Genomic DNA, 22,467 nt, shown 5'->3' with positions numbered 1-22,467 from the left:
CTGACCTCTGCGTCTGATCTTTTAAAAGCGGCGGCCAGTTTACCCGAGCGAGTCCGGGACCGCCCAGTTAATCACGACTCGTTTATTTTTGAGGTGCCCCGTGGCCCGTTCCAAGACAAGCCATAACTGGCTCAAAGAACACTTCGACGACAAGTACGTCAAAATGGCGCAGAAGGACGGTTACCGTTCGCGTGCCAGCTACAAGCTGCTCGAGATCCAGGAAAAGGACAAACTCATCCGTCCGGGCATGACCGTTATCGACCTGGGTGCTGCGCCGGGAGGCTGGTCGCAGGTGACCAGTCGTCTGATCGGCGGTCAAGGTCGTCTGATTGCTTCCGACATCCTTGAAATGGACAGCATCCCGGATGTGACCTTCATTCAGGGGGATTTTACCGAGGACAAGATTCTCGAGCAGATCCTGGAGGCGGTCGGTAATACGCAGGTAGACCTTGTGATTTCCGATATGGCCCCCAATATGAGTGGATTGAGCGCTGTAGATATGCCGCGTGCGATGTTTCTCTGTGAATTGGCGCTCGATCTGGCCGGCCGGGTACTGCGTCCCGGTGGCGATTTTCTGATCAAGGTCTTTCAGGGTGAAGGCTTCGATGTCTACCACAAGGATATTCGCAAGCTGTTTGACAAGGTGCAGATGCGCAAGCCTTCGTCATCCCGCGACAGGTCACGTGAGCAATACCTGCTGGCTCGCGGCTTTCGTGGAATCGACGGGGCAGCCAGCATCGAACGTTTTTGAAGGGGCGCGATAGCTTTTTTCAAATGGCGTTGCCGATGCAGCATGACTGAACATTGTGTTGTCAAAGTTTCACAAAGGGTTACAGACGGTGTCTGCCGTATCTGTAGGTTCTGTAGTAAGTTAGGCCGGTGAATATCATGCGAGGCACGCTTGCTGCGTGGAGCTTGCTTCAGAGGGTAGCTAATTGAACGATATGGCAAAGAATTTGATCCTGTGGTTGATCATCGCAGCTGTCCTGGTGACGGTGATGAACAACTTCTCCAGCCCTAACGAGCCGCAGAACCTCAACTATTCCGAGTTCATCCAGCAGGTCAAGGATGGCAAGGTCGAGAAGGTTTCTGTCGACGGCTACGTCATTACGGGCAAGCGCAGCGATGGCGACACCTTCAAGACCATCCGCCCGAACATCCCGGACAACGGTCTGATCGGCGATCTGGTCAGCAATAACGTTGTGGTCGAAGGCAAGCAGCCTGAGCAGCAGAGCATCTGGACCCAGCTACTGGTGGCCAGCTTCCCCATTCTGGTGATCATTGCGGTTTTCATGTTCTTCATGCGCCAGATGCAGGGTGGGGCGGGCGGCAAAGGCGGCCCGATGAGCTTTGGCAAGAGCAAGGCGCGCCTGCTGTCTGAAGATCAGGTCAAGACCACTCTGGCCGATGTTGCCGGTTGTGACGAAGCCAAGGAAGAAGTCGGCGAACTGGTCGAGTTCCTTCGTGATCCGGGCAAGTTCCAGCGTCTGGGCGGCCGCATACCGCGTGGTGTGCTAATGGTTGGCCCTCCGGGTACCGGTAAGACGCTGATCGCCAAGGCCATTGCCGGCGAGGCGAAAGTGCCGTTCTTCACCATTTCCGGTTCTGATTTCGTCGAGATGTTCGTGGGTGTCGGTGCAAGCCGCGTCCGTGACATGTTCGAACAGGCCAAGAAACATGCTCCTTGCATCATCTTCATCGACGAAATCGATGCGGTCGGTCGCCATCGTGGCGCTGGCATGGGTGGTGGTCATGACGAGCGCGAGCAGACTCTCAACCAGTTGCTGGTCGAGATGGACGGTTTTGAAATGAATGACGGCATCATCGTCATTGCTGCTACCAACCGTCCCGACGTGCTCGACCCGGCTCTGCTGCGTCCGGGCCGCTTCGACCGTCAGGTAGTTGTAGGTCTGCCGGACATTCGTGGTCGCGAGCAGATCCTCAAGGTTCACATGCGCAAGGTTCCGATGGGCGAGGATGTCAATCCAGGTGTTATCGCTCGCGGTACTCCGGGTTTCTCCGGTGCTGATCTGGCTAACCTGGTCAACGAAGCATCGCTGTTCGCTGCTCGCTCCGGCAAGCGCGTCGTAGAGATGAAAGAGTTCGAACTGGCCAAGGACAAGATCATGATGGGCGCTGAGCGCAAATCGATGGTCATGTCCGAAAAGGAAAAACGCAACACGGCTTACCATGAAGCGGGACACGCTATCGTCGGACGCCTGGTGCCTGAACATGATCCGGTCTACAAGGTCTCGATCATTCCTCGCGGTCGTGCGCTGGGTGTGACCATGTTTCTACCTGAGGAAGACCGTTACAGCCTTTCCAAGCGTGCGCTGATCAGCCAGATCTGCTCGCTTTACGGTGGTCGTATTGCGGAAGAAATGACCCTGGGCTTCGATGGCGTCACCACCGGTGCATCCAATGACATCATGCGTGCCAGTCAGATCGCCCGGAACATGGTGACCAAATGGGGTTTGTCTGAAAAGCTCGGCCCGTTGATGTACTCCGAAGACGAAGACGCGGGTTACCTGGGTCGTGGCGGCAGCCAGAATTCCAGTGTTTCCGGCGATACTGCCAAGCTCATTGACTCCGAAGTGCGCAGCATCATCGACCACTGCTACGGCACTGCCAAACAGTTGCTCACGGACAATCGTGACAAGCTTGAAGCGATGGCTGATGCGCTGATGAAGTACGAAACCATTGATGCCGATCAGATCGACGACATCATGACCGGTCGCGCTCCTCGTGAACCGCGTGACTGGGGCGGTGGATCAGGTACCAACGGTACTCCGATCACACCTGACCCTCGTCCGGAAACTCCGATTGGCGGCCCTGCTGCCGAGCACTAAGGTCTGACATGACATCTGCGCTGTACCCAACCCGGTTGCCTTGCGGCAATCGGGTTCTTGATTTGGCCCGTACGCATGTGATGGGTATCCTCAATGCAACCCCAGACTCGTTTTCGGATGGCGGCCGCTACAGCCAGCTTGATGTTGCCTTGCGTCATGCCGAGGCGATGGTGCTGGCAGGTGCCACACTGATCGACGTCGGTGGAGAGTCGACGCGCCCGGGTGCGCGTCCGGTGTCTGCGTCAGAAGAGGTCGGGCGCGTGGCGCCGGTGGTTGATATCATTGCGCGTGAGCTGGATGTCATCATCTCTGTGGATACGTCGACACCTGAGGTCATGCTGGCGACGGCTGGCCTGGGGGCCGGGCTTATCAATGATGTCCGCTCGCTTCAGCGGCCAGGCGCGCTTGAGGCGGCTGCAAGCACTGGTTTACCGGTGTGTCTCATGCACATGCTGGGTGAGCCCGGAAACATGCAGGATGATCCGCATTACGACGACCTTGTGGGCGAAGTGGGTGCTTTCCTGCTCGAGCGCATGAATCAGTGTGCTGCGGCGGGGATCGATCAGCAAAAGATCATTCTTGATCCGGGCTTTGGTTTTGCCAAAACGCTGGAGCACAATCTGAGTCTGTTCAAGCATATGGAGGTGCTGCAAGCGCTCGGCAGGCCTTTGCTGGTAGGTGTTTCGCGCAAAAGCATGATTGGTGCTGTATTGGGGCGCTCCGTAGATCAGCGTCTATCCGGTGGGCTGGCCCTGGCTGCTTTGGCTATGACCAAGGGAGCCCGAATTCTACGTGTGCACGATGTCGCCGAAACGGCGGACGTGGTGCGCATGATCGCAGCTGTCCAGGCAGCTGAATAACAACAGTGGGGCATCCATGACTACCAGAAAATATTTCGGAACCGACGGCATTCGTGGTCGCGTAGGGCAATTTCCGATCACGCCCGAGTTCATGCTGAAACTGGGCTGGGCGGCCGGGATGGCCTTTCGCAAGATGGGTGCCTGCCGGATTCTCGTCGGCAAGGACACGCGTATCTCTGGCTACATGTTCGAATCCGCCCTTGAGGCCGGACTCTCTGCGGCCGGTGCTGACGTGCTCCTGCTGGGGCCTATGCCGACACCTGCCATTGCCTACCTGACGCGTACGTTTCATGCCGAAGCAGGCATCGTGATCAGTGCCTCGCACAATCCGCACTACGACAACGGCATCAAGTTCTTCTCCGGTCAGGGCACCAAACTGCCTGACGAGATCGAAATGATGATTGAAGAGCTGCTCGATGCGCCGATGACCGTGGCTGAGTCCGAGAATCTCGGCAAGGTTTCGCGAATCAACGATGCCGCAGGGCGTTACATCGAATTCTGCAAAAGCAGCGTGCCGACCAGCACCGACTTTGCCGGCCTGAAGGTGGTCATTGACTGCGCGCACGGTGCGACCTACAAGGTTGCGCCCAACGTCTTTCGTGAGCTTGGCGCTCAGGTTGTGGTGCTTTCTGCGCAGCCTGACGGGCTGAATATCAACAAGAATTGCGGCTCCACTCACATGGAAGCCTTGCAGGCGGCAGTGGTCGCAGAGCATGCCGACATGGGCATCGGCTTCGACGGTGACGGCGACCGCGTATTGATGGTCGACCATACCGGGACCATCGTCGATGGCGACGAGCTGCTTTACATCATTGCCCGTGATCTGCATGAGCGTGGGCGCTTGCAGGGGGGCGTCGTCGGCACGTTGATGAGTAATCTCGGGCTTGAACTGGCCTTGGCCGAGCAGAACATCCCGTTTGTTCGTGCCAACGTCGGTGACCGTTATGTGATCGCTGAGCTGCTTGAGCGCAACTGGCAGATTGGCGGTGAAAACTCCGGCCATATCGTGTGCTTCCAGCACGCTACTACCGGTGATGCGATCATTGCATCGTTGCAGGTGATACTGGCTCTGCGTCGCAGCGGCATCAGCCTTGCCGAAGCGCGTCTGAAACTGCGCAAATGCCCGCAGATCCTGATCAATGTACGTTTCGCGGGTTCAGGTGTAGACCCGGTTTCGCACCCTTCGGTCCAGCAAGCCTGTGCACGTGTTACCGAGCAGATGGCTGGACGGGGCAGGGTGCTGCTGCGCAAGTCGGGTACAGAGCCTTTGGTGCGCGTGATGGTCGAAGGTGAGGATGAAACCCAGGTCAGATCGTACGCCGAAGAGCTCGCAAAACTTGTTGCTGAAGTTTGCGCCTGATTTCGGCTTGCCAGTGTCGGAAGTGTTGGGTAACATCTGCGCCCACTTTGACCCACGAGGTGTAGCATGCGTCGCCCAATGGTAGCTGGTAACTGGAAAATGCACGGTACCCGCGCCAGCGTCGCTGAGCTGATCGAGGGTTTGGGCAAGCAGGTGTTGCCAGGCAGCGTCGATATCGCCGTAATGCCTGCAAGTCTGTTTACCAATCAGGTGATCGAAGGGCTTCAGGCAACGTCGATCATAGTCGGTGCGCAGGATGCAGCCATTCAGGCTGAGCAGGGCGCGCTGACCGGTGAGATAGCGTCGAGTCAGCTGGCTGATGCAGGTTGCAAACTGGTACTTGTCGGGCACTCCGAACGTCGTCAGTTGATTGGCGAGCAGGATGATGTGCTTAACAAGAAGTTTGCGGCGATCCAGGCAAGCGGTCTGACACCTGTGCTTTGCATAGGCGAAACGCTCGAAGAGCGCAAGGCTGGGCAGACGCTTGAAGTTGTCGGGCGTCAGCTGGACAGTGTGATCGCCGAGTTTGGCGTCAGCGCACTGATCAATGCCGTAATTGCCTACGAGCCGGTCTGGGCCATTGGCACCGGATTGACTGCTTCGCCTCAAGAGGCGCAGGAAGTGCACGCAGCAATCCGTGCGCAACTGGCAAAAGAGAATGCCGAAGTCGCACAAGGCGTGCGACTTCTCTATGGCGGCAGCGTGAAGGCGGCCAATGCGGTCGAGCTCTTCAGCATGCCGGATATCGATGGGGGGCTCATTGGTGGGGCTTCCCTGAATGCAGATGAGTTCGGTGCGATCTGTCGCGCCGCGGGAAACTGAAAAAATGCTGGAAACAGTCGTAATCGTTTTTCACCTGTTGGGCGCTCTGGGCGTTGTCGCTCTGGTATTGCTGCAACAGGGTAAAGGTGCTGACGCCGGTGCGTCGTTCGGAGCAGGTGCATCAAATACTGTCTTCGGAGGTCAAGGAACCTCTACCTTTCTCAGTAAGTTTACTGCTATACTTGCAGCATGTTTTTTCATAACCAGCCTGGGGTTAGGTTACTTTGCTAAAGAGAAAGCTCAACAGCTGACTCAAGTAGGTTTGCCAGATCCCGCAGTGTTGGAAGTGAAGCAAAAGCCGGCAGCAGATGATGTACCGGTTCTCGAAGGGCAAAAGCCAGCGGTTGTTCCCGCTGACGTACCTCAAGCCCCAGAGAAGAAGTAAAAAAGAATTCGGCGATGTTTCGTGAGGTCGCCAAAGAGTTGTAATGCCGAGGTGGTGGAATTGGTAGACACGCAACCTTGAGGTGGTTGTGCCCAATGGGTGTAGGGGTTCGAGTCCCCTTCTCGGTACCAATTAACAAGGGAGCCCGCATTAGCGGGCTTTCTTGTAGGTGGATGTTGGATTGACCCAGCAATGGATCGGTCGTATACTTCCGCCCCAGCTTTGTCGCGGGGTGGAGCAGTTTGGTAGCTCGTCGGGCTCATAACCCGAAGGTCGTTGGTTCAAATCCAGCCCCCGCAACCAGTTTTAGCGGAGCCCCTTTTAAGGGGCTTTTTGTTAGCTGGACAGTACATGACGTCGATGTTCAGCGGCGTTTTCAGGGATGGGCTTTTGCCCATTTTTTTATTTCTAAAGCATGCACGAGGGGGTTCAGGTGTCGAGCAAGCTAGAACAGTTGCAGGACTTGTTGGCCCCGGTGGTCGTGGCCCTTGGCTATCAATGCTGGGGGATCGATTTCAGTTCCCAGGGCAAGCATTCGGTGCTGCGCATTTATATTGATAAGGAAGGTGGTGTTCTGGTCGACGACTGCGCAATCGTAAGTCGCCAGATCAGCGGTGTATTGGACGTAGAAGATCCGATCAGCACTGAATACACCCTTGAAGTATCGTCTCCTGGCATGGAGCGCCCGCTGTTCACTATTGAGCAGTTTGCTTCGTACGCCGGGGAACAAGTGAAAATAAAGCTGCGTTCACCTTTTGAAGGAAGACGCAACTTTCAAGGCCTTCTCCGCGGGGTGGAGGAGCAGGATGTCGTGGTGCAGGTTGACGACCATGAATTCCTGTTGCCGATCGACATGATCGACAAGGCCAACATTATTCCCACGTTTGACTGAGACGTGCCGGTTACTGCGGATCCCGCGGATCCAATGGCTTGCGAAAGGCGAGGCGTACGATGAGCAAAGAAGTACTGCTGGTTGTTGAGTCGGTGTCCAATGAAAAGGGCGTTCCGGCAAGTGTAATTTTTGAAGCGCTGGAGCTGGCTCTTGCCACCGCTACCAAGAAGCGTTTTGAAGATGAAGTAGAACTGCGTGTAGAGATCAATCGCCAGACAGGCAACTACGAGACTTTCCGTCGCTGGACAGTTGTCGAAGACGAAGATCTGGACGATCCTGCGTACGAATTGGCCGTAGACCAGGCTCAAGTCAAGAAGCCAGGTGCCGTTGCGGGCGACCTGATCGAAGAAAAAATCGATTCCATCGAATTCGGTCGTATCGCCGCGCAGACCGCCAAGCAAGTCATTGTGCAGAAAGTTCGTGAAGCCGAGCGTGCGCAGGTAGTCGATGCCTACCGTGAGCGTCTGGGTGAAATCATTTCTGGTACTGTTAAAAAGGTTACGCGTGACAATGTCATCGTTGACCTGGGTAACAATGCCGAAGCCTTGCTGGCTCGTGAAGACATCATTTCCCGGGAAACTTTCCGGGTCGGTGTTCGCGTCCGTGCTTTGCTGAAGGAAATTCGTACTGAAAACCGTGGTCCTCAGCTGATTCTGTCGCGTACTGCGCCAGAGATGCTGATCGAGCTTTTCCGCATTGAAGTGCCGGAAATTGCCGAAGGTCTCATCGAGGTGATGGCTGCCTCCCGTGACCCGGGTTCTCGTGCGAAAATCGCTGTTCGCTCCAAGGATAAACGAATCGATCCGCAAGGTGCCTGTATCGGCATGCGCGGTTCGCGAGTTCAGGCTGTTTCCGGCGAGCTGGGTGGCGAGCGTGTGGATATCGTTCTTTGGGACGATAACCCGGCGCAGTTCGTGATCAATGCAATGTCTCCTGCAGAAGTAGCGGCAATCATCGTAGATGAAGACGCGCATGCAATGGACATCGCAGTGGGAGCGGACAACCTGGCCCAGGCTATTGGTCGTGGCGGTCAGAACGTGCGTCTGGCGAGCCAGTTGACTGGCTGGACCCTGAACGTAATGACCGAATCGGACATCCAGGCCAAGCAGCAAGCTGAAACCGGTGACATCCTGCGCAATTTCATCGAAGAACTCGAAGTCGATGAAGAATTGGCACAGGTGCTGGTTGATGAAGGCTTCACCAGCCTGGAAGAGATTGCCTACGTACCGTTGGAAGAAATGCTCAACATCGACGGCTTTGACGAAGACATCGTCAACGAGCTTCGCGCTCGTGCCAAGGATCGTTTGTTGACTAAAGCCATCGCTACAGAGGAAAAGCTGGCAGACGCCCATCCGGCCGAAGACCTGCTCTCGCTTGAGGGTATGGACAAGGATTTGGCGATGGAACTGGCGGTGCGCGGCGTAATTACCCGCGAAGACCTGGCCGAGCAGTCTATAGATGACCTGCTCGACATCGACGGCATTGACGATGATCGTGCCGGCAAGTTGATCATGGCCGCCCGAGCCCACTGGTTCGAGTAATTGGGCGCGGCCTGAGGAGAGAAGTGCATGACGCAAGTCACGGTGAAAGAACTGGCCAAAGTGGTCGACACACCGGTAGAGCGCCTGTTACAGCAGATGCGTGAGGCAGGTCTGCCGCACACCGCCGCCGAGCAAGTTGTGACCGATAACGAAAAACAAGCCTTGTTGACGCACCTGAAAAGCGGTCACAAGGCCAAGGTGGAAGAGCCTCGCAAGATTACCTTGCAGCGCAAGACCACCAGCACCCTGCGTGTTGCTGGCAGTAAGAGCATCAGCGTTGAAGTGCGCAAGAAGAAAGTCTTTGTGCAGCGTAGCCCGGAAGAGATCGAAGCCGAGCGCAAGCGCGAGATGGACGAACGCCGTGCGGTAGAAAATGCCGCTCGTCAAAAGGCTGAAGAAGAAGCCAAGCGTCGCGCTGAAGAAGATGCGCGCAATCAGCCTGCCGCCAGCCAGCCTGCTTCGGCACCTGCGCAACCTGTTGCTGCAGCCGAGCCTGTGCGTGAAACGCCTGCAGCCGCTGCTCCGGCACCTGCCAGCGCAGCGCCGTCTGCTGACGCTCGCAAGCGTGACGAACAGCGTCGCCCTGACAAGCCTCGTGCTGACGACCGCAACGCCCGTGGCGGCGACGGGGAGCGTAAAAACGCTCCGCATCGCGCTTCGGTCAAGGAGAAGGCTCCGGCCCCTCGCGTTGCTCCTCGCACTACCGACGAGGAAAGCGACAGCTTCCGTCGTGGTGGCCGTGGCAAGGGCAAGCTGAAGAAGCGTAACGCGCATGGTTTCCAGAGCCCTACCGGCCCGGTCATCCGTGACGTTGCCATCGGCGAGACCATCACTGTCGGCGAATTGTCGGCACAGATGTCGGTCAAGGCTGCTGAAGTCATCAAGTTCATGTTCAAGATGGGCACTCCGGTGACCATCAACCAGGTACTGGATCAGGAAACTGCCCAGTTGATCGCCGAAGAGCTGGGCCACAAGGTCACGCTGGTCAGCGACAACGCCCTGGAAGACTCCCTGGCCGAATCGCTGAAGTTCGAAGGTGAGTCGTTCTCCCGTGCACCGGTTGTGACCGTAATGGGCCACGTCGACCATGGTAAGACCTCGCTGCTCGACTACATTCGTCGTGCCAAGGTTGCAGCTGGCGAAGCCGGCGGCATTACCCAGCACATCGGTGCCTATCACGTTGAAACCGAACGCGGCATGGTCACGTTCCTCGACACCCCTGGTCACGCTGCGTTTACCGCCATGCGTGCTCGTGGTGCCAAGGCAACGGATATCGTGATTCTGGTGGTTGCAGCTGACGACGGCGTGATGCCTCAGACCATCGAAGCTGTTCAGCACGCTGTTGCGGCTGGCGTTCCGCTGGTTGTCGCGGTGAACAAGATCGACAAGCCTGGTGCTGACCTCGATCGTATCCGCAGCGAGCTGTCGGTCCATGGCGTGACGTCCGAAGAGTGGGGCGGTGATACGCCTTTCGTTTCGGTATCCGCGAAAATGGGTACTGGCGTCGACGAACTGCTGGAAGCTGTTCTGCTGCAAGCCGAAGTTCTGGAACTCAAGGCAACTCCTTCGGCCCCGGGTCGGGGTGTTGTTGTCGAGTCCCGTCTGGACAAGGGCCGTGGTCCGGTCGCTACTGTTCTGGTTCAGGACGGTACGCTGCGTCAGGGCGACATGGTTCTGGTCGGTTCGAACTTCGGCCGCATCCGCGCCATGCTCGACGAGAACGGCAAGCCGGTCAAAGAAGCAGGTCCTTCGATCCCGGTCGAAATCCTGGGGCTTGACGGTACTCCGGATGCTGGCGACGAGATGTCGGTGCTGGCTGACGAGAAGAAAGCCCGCGAAGTCGCGCTGTTCCGCCAGGGCAAGTTCCGCGAGGTCAAACTGGCTCGCGCTCATGCCGGCAAGCTGGAGAACATCTTCGAGAACATGGGTCAGGAAGAGAAGAAGACGCTTAACATCGTCCTCAAATCCGACGTCCGCGGTTCTCTGGAAGCATTGCAGGGTGCCCTCGGCGGCCTGGGTAACGACGAAGTGCAAGTGCGCGTAGTCGGTGGCGGTGTCGGTGGTATCACCGAGAGCGACGCCAACCTGGCACTGGCCTCCAACGCTGTACTGTTTGGCTTTAACGTGCGTGCCGATGCTGGCGCGCGCAAGATTGTCGAGCAGGAAGGTCTGGATATGCGTTACTACAACGTGATCTACGACATCATCGAAGACGTCAAGAAAGCCCTCACCGGTATGCTTGGCAGCGACGTCCGGGAGAATATCCTGGGTATTGCCGAAGTCCGCGATGTGTTCCGTTCGCCGAAATTCGGTGCGATCGCAGGCTGTATGGTTCTGGAAGGCACTGTCTACCGAAACCGTCCGATTCGTGTTCTGCGCGAAGACATCGTTATCTTTGAAGGCGAGCTGGAATCCCTGCGCCGCTTCAAGGACGACGCTGCCGAAGTACGTGCAGGCATGGAATGCGGTATCGGCGTCAAGAGCTACAACGACGTCAAGGTCGGTGACAAGATCGAAGTCTTCGAGAAGGTCCAAGTGGCTCGCAGCCTCTAAATCGCGAGCTTCAGGAGTCATGGTGGGAGCCTCGCATGCAAATGCCCTGCTTCCCCCATGGGCTCTAAACGCAACGCCCGGTCTGGCAATTGTCAGGCCGGGCGTTTGCCGCTTTCAGACTGTCAGGGTTTGGTCCCGGATCAGTAACAGGTAACAAGCATGGCAAAAGAATACAGCCGTACCCAACGTATTGGCGATCAGATGCAGCGCGAGCTGGCGCAACTGATCCGTCGCGAAATCAAGGACCCACGTGTGGGTCTGGTCACTATCACCGCCGTAGACGTCAGCCGTGACGTGGGTCATGCCAAGATTTTCATGACCGTCATGGGCCAGGACAGCGCGGAAGAGATCGCACAGACCATCAAGGTGCTCAACTCTGCCGCAGGCTTCCTGCGCATGCAGCTGGCACGCGAAATGAAGCTGCGCAGCGTGCCTCAACTGCATTTCCACTACGACGAAAGCGTCGTGCGTGGCGCACATCTCTCGGCATTGATCGAGCGTGCTGTGGCGCAGGACGGCCAGCATCAGGAAGGCTCGGCATCGTCAGATGCAAAGCCTGAAAGCAACGAGGAATAAAGGGTGGCTCAGGTCAAGCGTATACGCCGCAATGTCAGTGGGATAATCCTGCTCGACAAGCCACTGGGTTTCACTTCCAACGCCGCTCTGCAAAAGGTTCGCTGGCTGCTCAACGCCGAGAAGGCCGGGCACACCGGCAGCCTCGACCCCCTGGCGACAGGTGTTTTGCCATTGTGCTTTGGTGAAGCGACCAAGTTCTCTCAATACTTGCTCGATTCGGACAAGTCCTACGAGACTTTGGCGCAACTGGGTAAGACCACTACCACCGCCGACTCTGAAGGCGAGGTTTTGCTCACGCGCCCGGTGACCGTTGGTCGCGACGATATCGAAGCGGTTCTGCCGCATTTTCGCGGGCAAATCAGCCAGATACCTCCCATGTACTCAGCCCTCAAGCGTGACGGCCAGCCACTTTACAAGCTGGCACGTGCAGGGGAAGTAGTGGAGCGCGAGCCCCGTTCTGTTACTATTGCGCGCCTGGAATTACTTGCTTGCGAAGGCGACACAGCACGTCTGTCCGTCGATTGCAGCAAAGGCACCTATATCCGTACGCTGGTCGAGGATATTGGTGAAAAGCTCGGTTGTGGTGCTTACGTCGCAGAGCTGCGCCGTACCCAAGCGGGGCCTTTCACGCTGGCTCAGACAGTTACGCTGGAAGAGCTGGAGCAAGTGCATGCCGACGGCGGCAATGAGGCGGTTGACCGCTTCCTGATGCCATCGGACAGCGGTCTGCTGGACTGGCCGCTGCTGAAGTTTTCGGAGCACAGTTCGTTTTACTGGTTGCACGGGCAGCCAGTGCGCGCGCCGGACGCACCGAAATTCGGTATGGTTCGTGTGCAGGATCACGAAGGTCGCTTCATCGGTATCGGTGAAGTCGCCGAAGACGGGCGTATTGCGCCGCGTCGATTGATTCGGTCAGAGTGACCGGAACCAGTCCGTCCGCAGGCTAGCCTGCGAGCGGGGTGGAATGAGGATGGCTGTCAACAGGCACGGTCATACCTCCTTTTTTAATACGAGGATCTGTCCTCGGCCTGTTGGAAACGTTTCTCCGGAAGCGCTTCCTTGAACAAAAGGATTGCCCACATGGCACTCAGCGTTGAAGAAAAAGCTCAGATCGTAACCGACTACCAGCAAGCTGTTGGTGATACTGGTTCGCCAGAAGTGCAAGTTGCACTGCTGACCGCCAACATCAACAAACTGCAAGGCCACTTCAAGGCCAACGGTAAGGACCACCACTCGCGTCGTGGTCTGATCCGTATGGTAAACCAGCGTCGCAAGCTGCTGGATTACCTGAAAGGTAAGGACGTTAGCCGTTACAGCGCCCTGATCGGTCGTCTGGGTCTGCGTCGCTAATAACGACGTTGCTAGAGGTTGGTTGTCTGTCACGATCCGTCGGGTTTACCCGGTGGGTCTGGCAGGCTCCCAGCCTCAAGTTTTATCTGGGCTGTGGAAGGGGCCGATTCCCCACGCTGCCCAAGAATTCGCAAGAAACCAGTTCCCCAAGAGCCACAAAGAAAGGTAGGAAACCGTGAACCCGGTAATCAAAAAGTTTCAGTTCGGTCAATCGACCGTAACCCTCGAGACAGGCCGTATCGCCCGTCAAGCCTCTGGCGCAGTATTGGTCACCGTTGACGATGACGTCAGCGTACTTGTGACTGTGGTCGGCGCCAAACAGGCTGACGCTGGCAAAGGCTTCTTCCCTCTGTCCGTGCACTATCAGGAAAAAACCTACGCTGCCGGCAAGATCCCTGGTGGTTTCTTCAAGCGTGAAGGCCGTCCTTCCGAGAAAGAAACCCTGACCTCGCGCCTGATCGACCGTCCGATCCGTCCGCTGTTTCCAGAAGGCTTCATGAACGAAGTGCAGGTTGTCTGCACCGTCGTTTCCACCAGCAAGAAGATCGATCCGGACATCGCTGCGATGATCGGTACTTCGGCTGCTCTGGCCATTTCCGGTATCCCGTTTGACGGTCCGGTTGGCGCTGCGCGCGTTGCTTTCCACGAAAGCACCGGCTACCTGCTGAACCCGACTTACGAGCAACTGCAGGCTTCGAGCCTGGACATGGTCGTAGCCGGTACTTCCGAAGCCGTTCTGATGGTTGAATCTGAAGCCAAAGAGCTGACCGAAGACCAGATGCTGGGCGCTGTGCTGTTCGCCCATGACGAATTCCAAGTGGTGATCAACGCCATCAAGGAACTCGCTGCAGAAGCCGCCAAGCCTACCTGGGCCTGGCAGCCGAAGCCTGAGGCGACCGCACTGCTGGGCGCTATCCGTGCCGAGTTCGGCGACGCGATCTCCCAGGCTTACACCATCACTGTCAAAGCCGACCGCTATGCGCGTCTGGGCGAGCTGAAAGATCAGGTCGTTGCCAAGCTGGCTGTCGAAGAAGGCAGCCCGTCTGCCAGCGAAGTCAAAGCTGCTTTCGGTGAAATCGAATACCGCACCGTTCGCGAAAACATCGTCAACGGTAAGCCGCGTATCGATGGTCGCGATACCCGCACTGTTCGCCCGCTGAACATCGAAGTCGGCGTTCTGCCGAAGACTCACGGTTCGGCACTGTTCACCCGTGGCGAAACTCAGGCGCTGGTTGTTGCCACGCTGGGTACTGCGCGTGACGCACAGCTGCTCGACACCCTTGAAGGCGAGAAAAAAGACCCCTTCATGCTGCACTACAACTTCCCTCCGTTCTCGGTGGGCGAGTGTGGCCGCATGGGCGGCGCGGGTCGTCGTGAAATCGGTCACGGCCGTCTGGCACGTCGCAGCGTACAGGCCATGCTGCCGGGCGCTGACGTATTCCCGTACACCATCCGTGTTGTGTCGGAAATCACCGAGTCCAACGGTTCCAGCTCCATGGCTTCGGTCTGCGGCGCTTCCCTGGCACTGATGGACGCTGGTGTTCCAATGAAGGCACCGGTTGCCGGTATCGCCATGGGCCTGGTCAAGGAAGGCGAGAAGTTCGCCATTCTGACCGACATCCTGGGTGACGAAGACCACCTGGGCGACATGGACTTCAAAGTAGCCGGTACCTCTAAAGGTGTTACCGCGCTGCAGATGGACATCAAGATCAAAGGCATCACCGAAGAAATCATGGAAATCGCCCTGGGCCAGGCCCTGGAAGCTCGCCTGAACATCCTCGGTCAGATGAACCAGATCATCGGTCAGTCGCGTAACGAACTGTCGGCCAACGCTCCGACCATGATCGCGATGAAGATCGACACCGACAAGATCCGTGACGTGATCGGCAAGGGTGGCGCAACCATCCGTGCCATCTGCGAAGAGACCAAGGCTTCGATCGATATCGAAGACGACGGCTCGATCAAGATCTTCGGCGAGTCCAAGGAAGCGGCTGAGGCAGCACGTCAGCGCGTTCTGGGCATTACCGCAGAAGCCGAGATCGGCAAGATCTACGTCGGCAAGGTTGAGCGCATCGTCGATTTCGGCGCATTCGTCAACATCCTGCCGGGCAAGGACGGCCTGGTGCACATCTCCATGTTGAGCGACGCTCGCGTAGAGAAAGTGACCGATATCCTCAAGGAAGGTCAGGAAGTCGAAGTACTGGTACTGGACGTGGACAACCGCGGCCGCATCAAGCTGTCGATCAAGGATGTAGCCGCAGCGAAAGCGTCGGGCGTCTGATTGATTTAAGCAGCACTTGAAAAAAGGACTCTTCGGAGTCCTTTTTTTATGAGCGCAATTAGAGGGTTACAAACGGGGGCATGCAAACTGCTCGGTATAAACATGCATCTTGCAAGCCCGGGTTTGGACGAACGGGCAATCTGCACGACTCGGCAAAACGGTGAAAAACATAAGCAATTGATTTTAAAGGTTATTTCTTCTGTCTCATTTTTGGCACAGCGCTTGCGATATACCTGTTAACCCTGCCACCACATGCTGGTGCAGATTTTGAGAAAAACAGGAGTTATCGTATGAAGAAGTTCGCTATTGCCGCTGCTACCGCTACTGCCCTGACTCTGACCATGGCCAACGCTGCTTTCGCACAGACCTCGGCCCAAGCGCCAATGGTTCTGGCAGCTAACACCACTACTCAAGAAGTCAAAGAAGATACTTCTGACACCTGGATCACCACCAAAGTCAAAGCTGACCTGCTGACCGAAAAAGGCATCCCAGGTTCGGACATCAAGGTTGAGACCAACAAAGGCGTGGTTTCCCTGTCCTCCATGGTAAAAGTTACCGAAGCTCAGAAAAACACCGCCGTCGCCATCACCAAGAAAATCAAAGGTGTTAAAGACGTATCGGCTGCTGGCCTGAAAGCCGAGTAATCGAATACTGCTCATGAACAGCCGCAGTCATTGATTGATGGAAGGTTCATGCGAGGCTACAAGGATGTAGCCATTAAAGGCCCCGACTGAAGAGTCGGGGCCTTTTCTATGGCGGTGACAAACAGGCGCGGCGGTATAATCAGTTACGACGCTTGCTTTCAATCCTGACCAGGCGACCACCTTCGAAGCGCAGGTACTGATACATGCCGTTATCAGGTCCGTAGATCCACTCCTCAATCCTCACAGCCTCGGACCTTCGGTAGTTGCTATTGAAGGTCTCTTGAGTGCCCAGCACCTCCTGGCTTACGGGCTCTCCGCATTTCTGCTGCACTTCAAATGCCCGGTCCCCTGTGCTGACCAGCTGGTTACCACAGCGCAGGGTTGAAGTGGCATGTGACGAGGTGGCAACTGACCCGGCCAGGGTGGCGAGGGTCAGGTTGATCAGCAGTTTGATTCGGGTACGTACCAAGGCTTCATTCACTGTCGAGGTGGAGGGGGCTGATGACTTTACCATCTGGCTGAGCCTGACCCAGGTGGGCGTCGACGAAGTACACACGGGCGTCTTCCAGTTTGCCCTTGTCTACCAGGTAATCCTTGATGCTGCTGGCTCTGCCCTGACCCAGTTCACGTAGCAATACCTCATTGCTGCTCCAGAACTTGAGTACGGCGGCACGCATCTGGCTTGTACGTTGTTCCTTGCCCAGGTTTGCCCATTCAGCAGGCGGTTGCTGTTTCAGGCGTGTGCGATAGATACCTTCAAGCATGGGCGCTTTTTCGTCTTCCGGGACCTGTATCAAACCGGCTCTGGCTGGAACCTTGTCGCCGCGTCGCTGGAGAATCTTGTAATACGTGTACTGGTATTCCCGCTCCAGTCGCTGTTGAGCGATCAATGGACCATCACTGCTGGCAGCGCTGGTGCCTTCGATCTCCAGCTTCAGGTCCGGACGCTCCTTGAGCGCGACCGAGAGCTTGTCCAGGGCACTTTGCGCCTCTGCCGACAAATCACTGGAGCCCGGCGCGAAACTCACGCTGCCGAGGTCCTCGGAGCTTCCACCGGCGACCAGGCCGCCGAGCATCTTGAACGGAGCCTGCGCAGCACGCAGCACGAGATTGCGCAGGGTCTGCCAGACAATCGGCATCACGCTGAACTGCGGATTGTTCAGGTCGCCCTCGATGGGCAGCTCCAGAGAAATTCGGCCCTGCGTATCCTTGAGCAGCGCGACAGCCAGACGAATAGGCAAGTCCAGAGCATCCGGGCTATCGACCCGTTCACCCAGTTGCAGTTGCTCTACCAGCACCTTGTTCTGAGCCTTGAGCTGACCTTTGGTGATCAGGTAGTGCAAATCGAGGTTGAGCCTGCCCTTGCGGATCCTGAAGCCGGCGAACTTGCCGGAGTAGGGCGTCAGATTGGTGAGCTCGACGCGCTTGAAGCTGGTGGTGATATCGAGGCTGGCCATCGGGTCGAACGGATTGAGACTGCCTTTGATCGTCACGGGCGCATAGCGATCCACCTTGCCCTCAATGTCCACGGGGGCCGGTATGGGCTTGCGGTTATCGATAGTGCCGATGCGGCCGTTGAGCTGCTGCACGGCGGTGGCAAAGTTAGGGGTCAGGGTCATGTCGGCAAAGTTTGCCGAACCATCCTTGATATTCACTTCGCCGACGTGGATGGCCAGAGGATTCTCTGCCTTGGCCTTGGGTTGTGTTCTGGCTGGTTTTGGCTGCGAGGCAGTCTTGTCATCGGCCTGAGGAATCAGCAGGTCATCGACGTTGGTCGTGCGGTCTTCGTTGATCATGAAGCGCGCATAAGGCTGATCCATGTCGACTTTGGCAATCGAAAGACCGGTGCCGTGCTGGTAGTCCAGCCCTTCGAGTTGCAGTTGCTGCCACTTCAGGAAATCGCGCTGTTTGAGCGTGTCGAGCGTGTGAAGCTGATTGACCTGCGCTTTGCCGGTAACGCTGAACGCCAGCGGTTCAGTGCTTTTCAGGTTGACCGCCAGATCGCTACCGAGCATGCCGCTGCGCAGCTCCAGACGAATGAACGGGCTTATGTAAGCCTGGGCGATGCGCAGGTCGATATCGCGCGAAGTTACGTTGAGTTGTGCGCTGACCGGGTTGAGGTTCACATTGCCTGCTGCGGTCAGGTTGCCCTGCTTGCCCAGTCCGGTATCGAGCTTGAGCGTAAAGGGTGCCTTGTTCAGGCTGTCGAAATTCTGGATGTCCAGATTCAGCGGGCCAACATCCAGTGCAACGGGCTCTTGAGGTGCGCGATCTGCCAGATGGACCATGTAATTGCGCAGTTGCACATCGCGCAGCAACACCTGCCAGGGCTTGTTCTGGGCAACAGGTTGCGCGTTGGCTTTGGCAGCGTTCTCGGCAGTGGCGGGTGCTTCGGCAGCCTTTTCATCCACAGCCGGTGTTTGCGGTGCTGCTGGCCTGGCTGGCTGGCCGGCGAACAGTTTCTGCCAATCCAGTTGCCCGTCGGCTTCGCGCGCTGCCCAGGTTTCCAGCTTCTGGCTGCGGACCTTGCCTACGTTGACCAACTGCTTTGCCAGATCGACCGATGTTTCGCTGACGTCCAGGCGTTGCAGGCGTACCAGCGGGCGGCCGTCGGGGGCGTTCAGGGCGAAGGGTGCAACACTGGCCGAAACATTGGTCAGCTTGAGCTCGGTTTCCTTGGTCAGATTCAGGGTGTAGGCCGTGCTGAAATTCAGCACGCCGTCTTCAAGTGCCAGCGGCAAGGCATCACGCACGTAAGGCCACCACAGCTTCATCTTGCTGTCGGTGACTTTCAGCGTTCCATCGGAGGTGATCGGTATCAGACTGATACGGCCGACCCAGTCGATCTGCCCACCATCCGGACCTGCCGCGACCAGCGTCATGTCGGCATTGTCTTCGGGTAATGTGCTGAGGTTCTTGAGTTCGAAATTGAGTGTGTCGTAGAGAAATTCGATGGGCTGGCTGGGGCGCATATCCCGAAAGTGAACGTAGCCATCGGCCAGTTTGATTTCGTCGATACGCAGCGGGAAGGGTTTGCCGGGTGGCTCGTCCTTGGCAGGTTCGCTGGCTGGCAGCTTGAAAAGTTGCGCCAGATTGAGCTTGCCTTGCTTGTCGAACAACAGCTCGGTCTTGGGTTTGATCAGCTCGATGCGTTGCAGATGCAGGGCCCGTGTCCACAGGCTGTTGATTTGCAGGTTGGCATAAAGCTTTTCAAATGCGACCTGTTCCTTGCCCGGCGTGCCGATGTTCAGGCCCCAGAGCGTCAGCTCCAGTGTGTAGGGGTTGAATTCCAGGCGCTCAAGTTTCGCCGGCACGGTGGCGTAGTTGGCCAATTGCTGATTGGCGATCCGCAGAGCGACACCGGGAAGAATGAAGAACCCCAGCAAGCTGTAGAGCACGATCACAGTCAGCAAGGAGCCAAGTGTGCGTTTCAATCCTCTGGACATGGGCAGCGGCGTCTCTCTATTTTGGAAGCCCTTGGAGTATGGCATGCCTGTTCGGTTCCCAAGGCACTGCCGTCGCCGCTTGTAGGAACTTTCCGGCAGCGCTTTGCGATATCAGCCGCCGGGTCAGAGTTGCAGGATCAGCGTTTTCAGTGGTGGCCGATTATCCAGAGAAGGGAAGTCCTCGGCAGGAAGCATCTCCTGGCAGTCGCGTACCGGGCGTCCAGCCTTGGTGGCACAGCGTAATACCTGCTCACGCCAGTCCTGCATGCTGACCTTCGCAAGGTTGTTGCAGCAGATCAGTACCCCGCCGTCTGCCGTCGTCAACAGCGCTGGCTTGAGCAGGCTTTGATAGTCACGCAGCAGGTCAACGGTGCCGAACGCACTTTTGGCCCAGGCAGGAGGGTCAAGCAGGACCAGATCATACTGGCGCTGTTGCAGCTTCATGTAGCTGGGCAATTGTTGGCTACGGCGCGCTGCAATCGGCAGCCCTGCCAGTTGACGGATCGCCGGGAAATAATCCGACTGGATGAACTGCATGGGTGGCAGTTGCGGGTTAAGCGCGCCATTCTCTCGACCCACGGCCAGGTTGCCTTCGGCGAAGTCCAGATTGCACACCTCGCTCGCGCCACCGGCCGCAGCGCTGAGACCGACGCCGCAGGTATAGGCGAACAGGTTCAGCACGCTTTTACCGGCGCTGTGCTGTTTGACCCAGCCACGCGTGTTGCGCAGGTCCAGAAACAACAGCGGGTCCTGGCCTGCATGCCGGCCGCGGACCCGATAATTGAGTCCCCACTCATGCCCGATGTGGTCGGCCAGGGCCGCTTCGTCAGCCTTGTAGACGGTATCCTGGCGATCCACACGCGAGTTGCCTTGCGAGCGATCGTTATAGACCAGCAGCGTTTCCAGGCCCAGTCGCGCGTTTATCTGCTCGTGAAACGCAAGCAATGCATCGCGATCCAGGCGGGTGTGGAAGCTTTGTACCAGCAACTGCGGACCGTAGCGGTCGATGGTCAGCCCGCTGGCACCTTCCTGGCTGCCGTGAAACAGCCGATAGCAGTCCGTGCCCTGCTGATGCAGTTCGCCCAGCAACGATTGACGATTATCGAGGGCGACGCTGAGCGCCTGATTCAAGGAAGACATGCTGAGCGCCTCGGGCTGGAATAAGGCGCGGGAGTTTAACAGCTAGCGGGCGCTGAAGGTTTTTAGCGTCAGGTGCGTTATTCAGGCCCTGTGCTGTCATACAGCGCCAACATTCCCCTGTTACGGTACTTTTTTGCCTGTCAGCGAGGGGATAACCGTGAGCCAGTTCGATCTCAAGCGTCGCCGTGTCATCCAGGCCGTGGGGGCCGGTTTGCTGTTGCCGGGGCTTGCGCCTGCGGTGATCGCTTCGGTGCAGGACCGCCCGAAAATGGTCGATGGTGTGCAGTCCGGAGATGTGCTCGGCGACAAGGCCATGGTCTGGAGCCGCAGCGACCGGCCTTCGCGGATGGTGGTCGAATGGGACACACGCAGTATGTTTACTCAGCCCCGGCGCGTGGTGTCGGCGCTCGCCGATCAGCGTACCGACTTCACTGCGCGGGTCGAATTGAGCGGGCTGCCGGTCGATCAGGCGATTTTCTACCGCGTCTCGTTCGAGGATGCCCAGAGCGGTGTTGCCAGCGAACCCTGGTTCGGCCATCTGCGCAGCACGCCACAACAGCGTCGTGACATCCGCTTCGTCTGGAGTGGCGACACTGTGGGGCAGGGCTTTGGTATCAACCCTGACATTGGTGGTATGCGTATCTATGAGGCGATGCGCTTGCGTTTGCCGGACTTTTTTATCCACAGCGGTGAAACCATTTACGCCGACGGGCCAGTGCCCGAGCAGATCACCACAGAAGGCGGGCGGATCTGGCGCAACCTGACCACCGAGGCGAAAAGCAAGGTGGCGGAGACCCTCGACGAGTACCGTGGCAATTACCGCTATAACCTGATGGATGAAAATCTGCGCCGCTTCAACGCAGAAGTGCCGCAGATCTGGCAATGGGATGACCACGAAGTCACCAACAACTGGTCGCCCAGCAAGCAGCTTGATGAGCGTTACAAGGTCAAGGACATCCAGTTGCTGTCCTCGCGGGCCCGCCAGGCTTATCTGGAGTACGCGCCGCTGCGCTTGCAGGAAGCCGACAATGGCGGGCGCATTTACCGCAAGATTCCCTACGGTCCGATGCTCGATGTGTTTGTCCTCGATATGCGCAGCTACCGCGATGGAAATGATGCCAATCTGGCCGAAAAACCGGGCCCTACCACTGCGTTTCTTGGCCGCGAGCAACTTGACTGGCTCAAGCGCGAACTCAATGCGTCACGCGCGCAATGGAAGGTCATTGCTGCTGACATGCCCATCGGCCTTGGCGTACCGGATGGCGAGGTGAGCCCCGGTGTGGCGCGCTGGGAAGCCATCGCCAACGGCAATGACGGCCCGGCGCTTGGCCGCGAGCTGGAAGTTGCCGAATTGCTGGCGTACCTGCGCGTGCAGAAGATCCGCGATTGTGTCTGGCTGACGGCCGATGTCCATTACTGCGCCGCGCATCATTACCAGCCGGATCGTGCCGTGTTTCAGGACTTCGACCCGTTCTGGGAATTCGTCGCCGGGCCACTGAATGCGGGCAGCTTCGGTCCCAATGTACTGGACAAGACGTTCGGCCCGGAGCTGGTGTTCCAGAAAGCGCCTCCTGCGCAGAACACCTCGCCTTTCGCGGGTTATCAGTTCTTTGGCGAAGTGAACATCGACGGGCAGACCGGCGAGATGTCCGTTGCCCTGCGCGATCTTGATGGCGTTTCAGTATTTGAGCGCAAATTGCAGCCGACCGTGGAGGTCAGCCGTATTGTCTGACAGAAAATCGGGGTGGGGCAGGTAGGGCTTTCGGAA

At 57.4% G+C, this 22,467-nt stretch carries 18 protein-coding genes and 2 tRNA genes; 17 read left to right on the top strand and 3 right to left on the bottom strand.

Features of this window, described 5'->3' with window-relative positions:
- The first annotated feature begins 100 nt into the window (after positions 1–100).
- From rlmE to RGM3321_RS20410, 16 genes are all read left to right on the top strand, one after another.
- Positions 101–751 carry a 23S rRNA (uridine(2552)-2'-O)-methyltransferase RlmE gene (rlmE, locus tag RGM3321_RS20485; protein WP_004666214.1) on the top strand — a complete coding sequence of 217 codons (651 nt, stop codon included), beginning with the start codon at positions 101–103 and terminating at the stop codon, positions 749–751.
- 193 nt (positions 752–944) lie between these two features.
- Positions 945–2,849: an ATP-dependent zinc metalloprotease FtsH gene (gene ftsH, locus RGM3321_RS20480; RefSeq protein ID WP_244394606.1), complete on the top strand. Its 1,905-nt coding sequence runs from the start codon at positions 945–947 to the stop codon at positions 2,847–2,849.
- Between the two features lie 8 nt (positions 2,850–2,857).
- On the top strand, positions 2,858–3,709 hold the full coding sequence (gene folP / locus RGM3321_RS20475) for a dihydropteroate synthase (protein WP_244394605.1): 852 nt from the start codon (positions 2,858–2,860) through the stop codon (positions 3,707–3,709).
- Positions 3,710–3,725: 16 nt separating this feature from the next.
- Positions 3,726–5,069 carry a phosphoglucosamine mutase gene (glmM, locus tag RGM3321_RS20470; RefSeq protein ID WP_005744973.1) on the top strand — a complete coding sequence of 448 codons (1,344 nt, stop codon included), beginning with the start codon at positions 3,726–3,728 and terminating at the stop codon, positions 5,067–5,069.
- Positions 5,070–5,135: 66 nt separating this feature from the next.
- On the top strand, positions 5,136–5,891 hold the full coding sequence (gene tpiA / locus RGM3321_RS20465) for a triose-phosphate isomerase (protein ID WP_002555128.1): 756 nt from the start codon (positions 5,136–5,138) through the stop codon (positions 5,889–5,891).
- A 4-nt stretch (positions 5,892–5,895) separates the two neighbouring features.
- Entirely contained in the window at positions 5,896–6,276 is a 381-nt protein-coding gene (gene secG / locus RGM3321_RS20460; RefSeq protein WP_004656657.1) for a preprotein translocase subunit SecG, read from the top strand.
- Between the two features lie 45 nt (positions 6,277–6,321).
- Positions 6,322–6,407 (top strand) — tRNA-Leu (locus RGM3321_RS20455).
- 95 nt (positions 6,408–6,502) lie between these two features.
- Positions 6,503–6,579: transfer RNA gene (locus RGM3321_RS20450), tRNA-Met, on the top strand.
- Positions 6,580–6,709: 130 nt separating this feature from the next.
- Positions 6,710–7,168 carry a ribosome maturation factor RimP gene (gene rimP / locus RGM3321_RS20445; RefSeq protein WP_244394604.1) on the top strand — a complete coding sequence of 153 codons (459 nt, stop codon included), beginning with the start codon at positions 6,710–6,712 and terminating at the stop codon, positions 7,166–7,168.
- Positions 7,169–7,227: 59 nt separating this feature from the next.
- A complete protein-coding gene (nusA, locus tag RGM3321_RS20440) occupies positions 7,228–8,709 on the top strand; it encodes a transcription termination factor NusA (protein WP_003418834.1) in 1,482 nt (493 codons plus the stop codon).
- 27 nt (positions 8,710–8,736) lie between these two features.
- Positions 8,737–11,262 carry a translation initiation factor IF-2 gene (gene infB / locus RGM3321_RS20435; RefSeq protein WP_244394603.1) on the top strand — a complete coding sequence of 842 codons (2,526 nt, stop codon included), beginning with the start codon at positions 8,737–8,739 and terminating at the stop codon, positions 11,260–11,262.
- Positions 11,263–11,421: 159 nt separating this feature from the next.
- Positions 11,422–11,838, top strand: a complete 417-nt coding sequence (rbfA, locus tag RGM3321_RS20430; protein WP_054987359.1) for a 30S ribosome-binding factor RbfA — start codon at positions 11,422–11,424, stop codon at positions 11,836–11,838.
- 3 nt (positions 11,839–11,841) lie between these two features.
- The gene (gene truB / locus RGM3321_RS20425; RefSeq protein WP_004416157.1) at positions 11,842–12,759 is read left to right on the top strand and encodes a tRNA pseudouridine(55) synthase TruB; all 918 of its coding nucleotides are present in this window, start codon (positions 11,842–11,844) and stop codon (positions 12,757–12,759) included.
- Positions 12,760–12,918: 159 nt separating this feature from the next.
- Positions 12,919–13,188, top strand: coding sequence for a 30S ribosomal protein S15 (gene rpsO, locus RGM3321_RS20420; protein WP_002555121.1), 270 nt, complete (start codon positions 12,919–12,921; stop codon positions 13,186–13,188).
- 175 nt (positions 13,189–13,363) lie between these two features.
- Positions 13,364–15,469 (top strand): polyribonucleotide nucleotidyltransferase, encoded by a 2,106-nt coding sequence (pnp, locus tag RGM3321_RS20415; protein WP_055006285.1) that lies wholly within the window; start codon positions 13,364–13,366, stop codon positions 15,467–15,469.
- 290 nt (positions 15,470–15,759) lie between these two features.
- The gene (locus RGM3321_RS20410; protein WP_002555119.1) at positions 15,760–16,113 is read left to right on the top strand and encodes a BON domain-containing protein; all 354 of its coding nucleotides are present in this window, start codon (positions 15,760–15,762) and stop codon (positions 16,111–16,113) included.
- A gap of 139 nt (positions 16,114–16,252) precedes the next feature.
- On the opposite strand, the gene RGM3321_RS20405 is transcribed toward RGM3321_RS20410, so the two are convergent.
- From RGM3321_RS20405 to RGM3321_RS20395, 3 genes are all read right to left on the bottom strand, one after another.
- Positions 16,253–16,627 (bottom strand): DUF2845 domain-containing protein, encoded by a 375-nt coding sequence (locus RGM3321_RS20405; protein ID WP_244394602.1) that lies wholly within the window; start codon positions 16,625–16,627, stop codon positions 16,253–16,255.
- Positions 16,587–19,559: a DUF748 domain-containing protein gene (locus RGM3321_RS20400; RefSeq protein ID WP_244394601.1), complete on the bottom strand. Its 2,973-nt coding sequence runs from the start codon at positions 19,557–19,559 to the stop codon at positions 16,587–16,589. The genes RGM3321_RS20405 and RGM3321_RS20400 overlap by 41 nt, the downstream gene beginning before the upstream one ends.
- Positions 19,560–19,682: 123 nt before the next feature.
- A complete protein-coding gene (locus tag RGM3321_RS20395) occupies positions 19,683–20,699 on the bottom strand; it encodes a class I SAM-dependent methyltransferase (protein WP_244394600.1) in 1,017 nt (338 codons plus the stop codon).
- A gap of 157 nt (positions 20,700–20,856) precedes the next feature.
- On the opposite strand from RGM3321_RS20395, the gene RGM3321_RS20390 reads away from it, so the two are divergent.
- A complete protein-coding gene (locus tag RGM3321_RS20390; RefSeq protein WP_244394599.1) occupies positions 20,857–22,431 on the top strand; it encodes an alkaline phosphatase D family protein in 1,575 nt (524 codons plus the stop codon).
- Positions 22,432–22,467 lie beyond the last annotated feature (36 nt).

The organism is Pseudomonas sp. RGM 3321, from assembly GCF_022836805.1.
In the GTDB taxonomy this organism is placed as follows: Bacteria; Pseudomonadota; Gammaproteobacteria; order Pseudomonadales; family Pseudomonadaceae; genus Aquipseudomonas.
This window is presented reverse-complemented; position numbering and strand designations above follow the sequence as displayed.

What these genes read in the sequence shown, in the direction of transcription:
- RGM3321_RS20405 (WP_244394602.1), bottom strand. Translation starts at nt 16,627, where the DNA reads ATGGTAAAGTCATCAGCCCCCTCCACCTCGACAGTGAATGAAGCCTTG.
- glmM (WP_005744973.1), top strand. Translation starts at nt 3,726, where the DNA reads ATGACTACCAGAAAATATTTCGGAACCGACGGCATTCGTGGTCGCGTA.
- nusA (WP_003418834.1), top strand. Translation starts at nt 7,228, where the DNA reads ATGAGCAAAGAAGTACTGCTGGTTGTTGAGTCGGTGTCCAATGAAAAG.
- rpsO (WP_002555121.1), top strand. Translation starts at nt 12,919, where the DNA reads ATGGCACTCAGCGTTGAAGAAAAAGCTCAGATCGTAACCGACTACCAG.
- folP (WP_244394605.1), top strand. Translation starts at nt 2,858, where the DNA reads ATGACATCTGCGCTGTACCCAACCCGGTTGCCTTGCGGCAATCGGGTT.
- rbfA (WP_054987359.1), top strand. Translation starts at nt 11,422, where the DNA reads ATGGCAAAAGAATACAGCCGTACCCAACGTATTGGCGATCAGATGCAG.
- secG (WP_004656657.1), top strand. Translation starts at nt 5,896, where the DNA reads ATGCTGGAAACAGTCGTAATCGTTTTTCACCTGTTGGGCGCTCTGGGC.
- RGM3321_RS20395 (WP_244394600.1), bottom strand. Translation starts at nt 20,699, where the DNA reads ATGTCTTCCTTGAATCAGGCGCTCAGCGTCGCCCTCGATAATCGTCAA.
- tpiA (WP_002555128.1), top strand. Translation starts at nt 5,136, where the DNA reads ATGCGTCGCCCAATGGTAGCTGGTAACTGGAAAATGCACGGTACCCGC.
- RGM3321_RS20410 (WP_002555119.1), top strand. Translation starts at nt 15,760, where the DNA reads ATGAAGAAGTTCGCTATTGCCGCTGCTACCGCTACTGCCCTGACTCTG.
- ftsH (WP_244394606.1), top strand. Translation starts at nt 945, where the DNA reads ATGGCAAAGAATTTGATCCTGTGGTTGATCATCGCAGCTGTCCTGGTG.
- infB (WP_244394603.1), top strand. Translation starts at nt 8,737, where the DNA reads ATGACGCAAGTCACGGTGAAAGAACTGGCCAAAGTGGTCGACACACCG.
- RGM3321_RS20400 (WP_244394601.1), bottom strand. Translation starts at nt 19,559, where the DNA reads ATGTCCAGAGGATTGAAACGCACACTTGGCTCCTTGCTGACTGTGATC.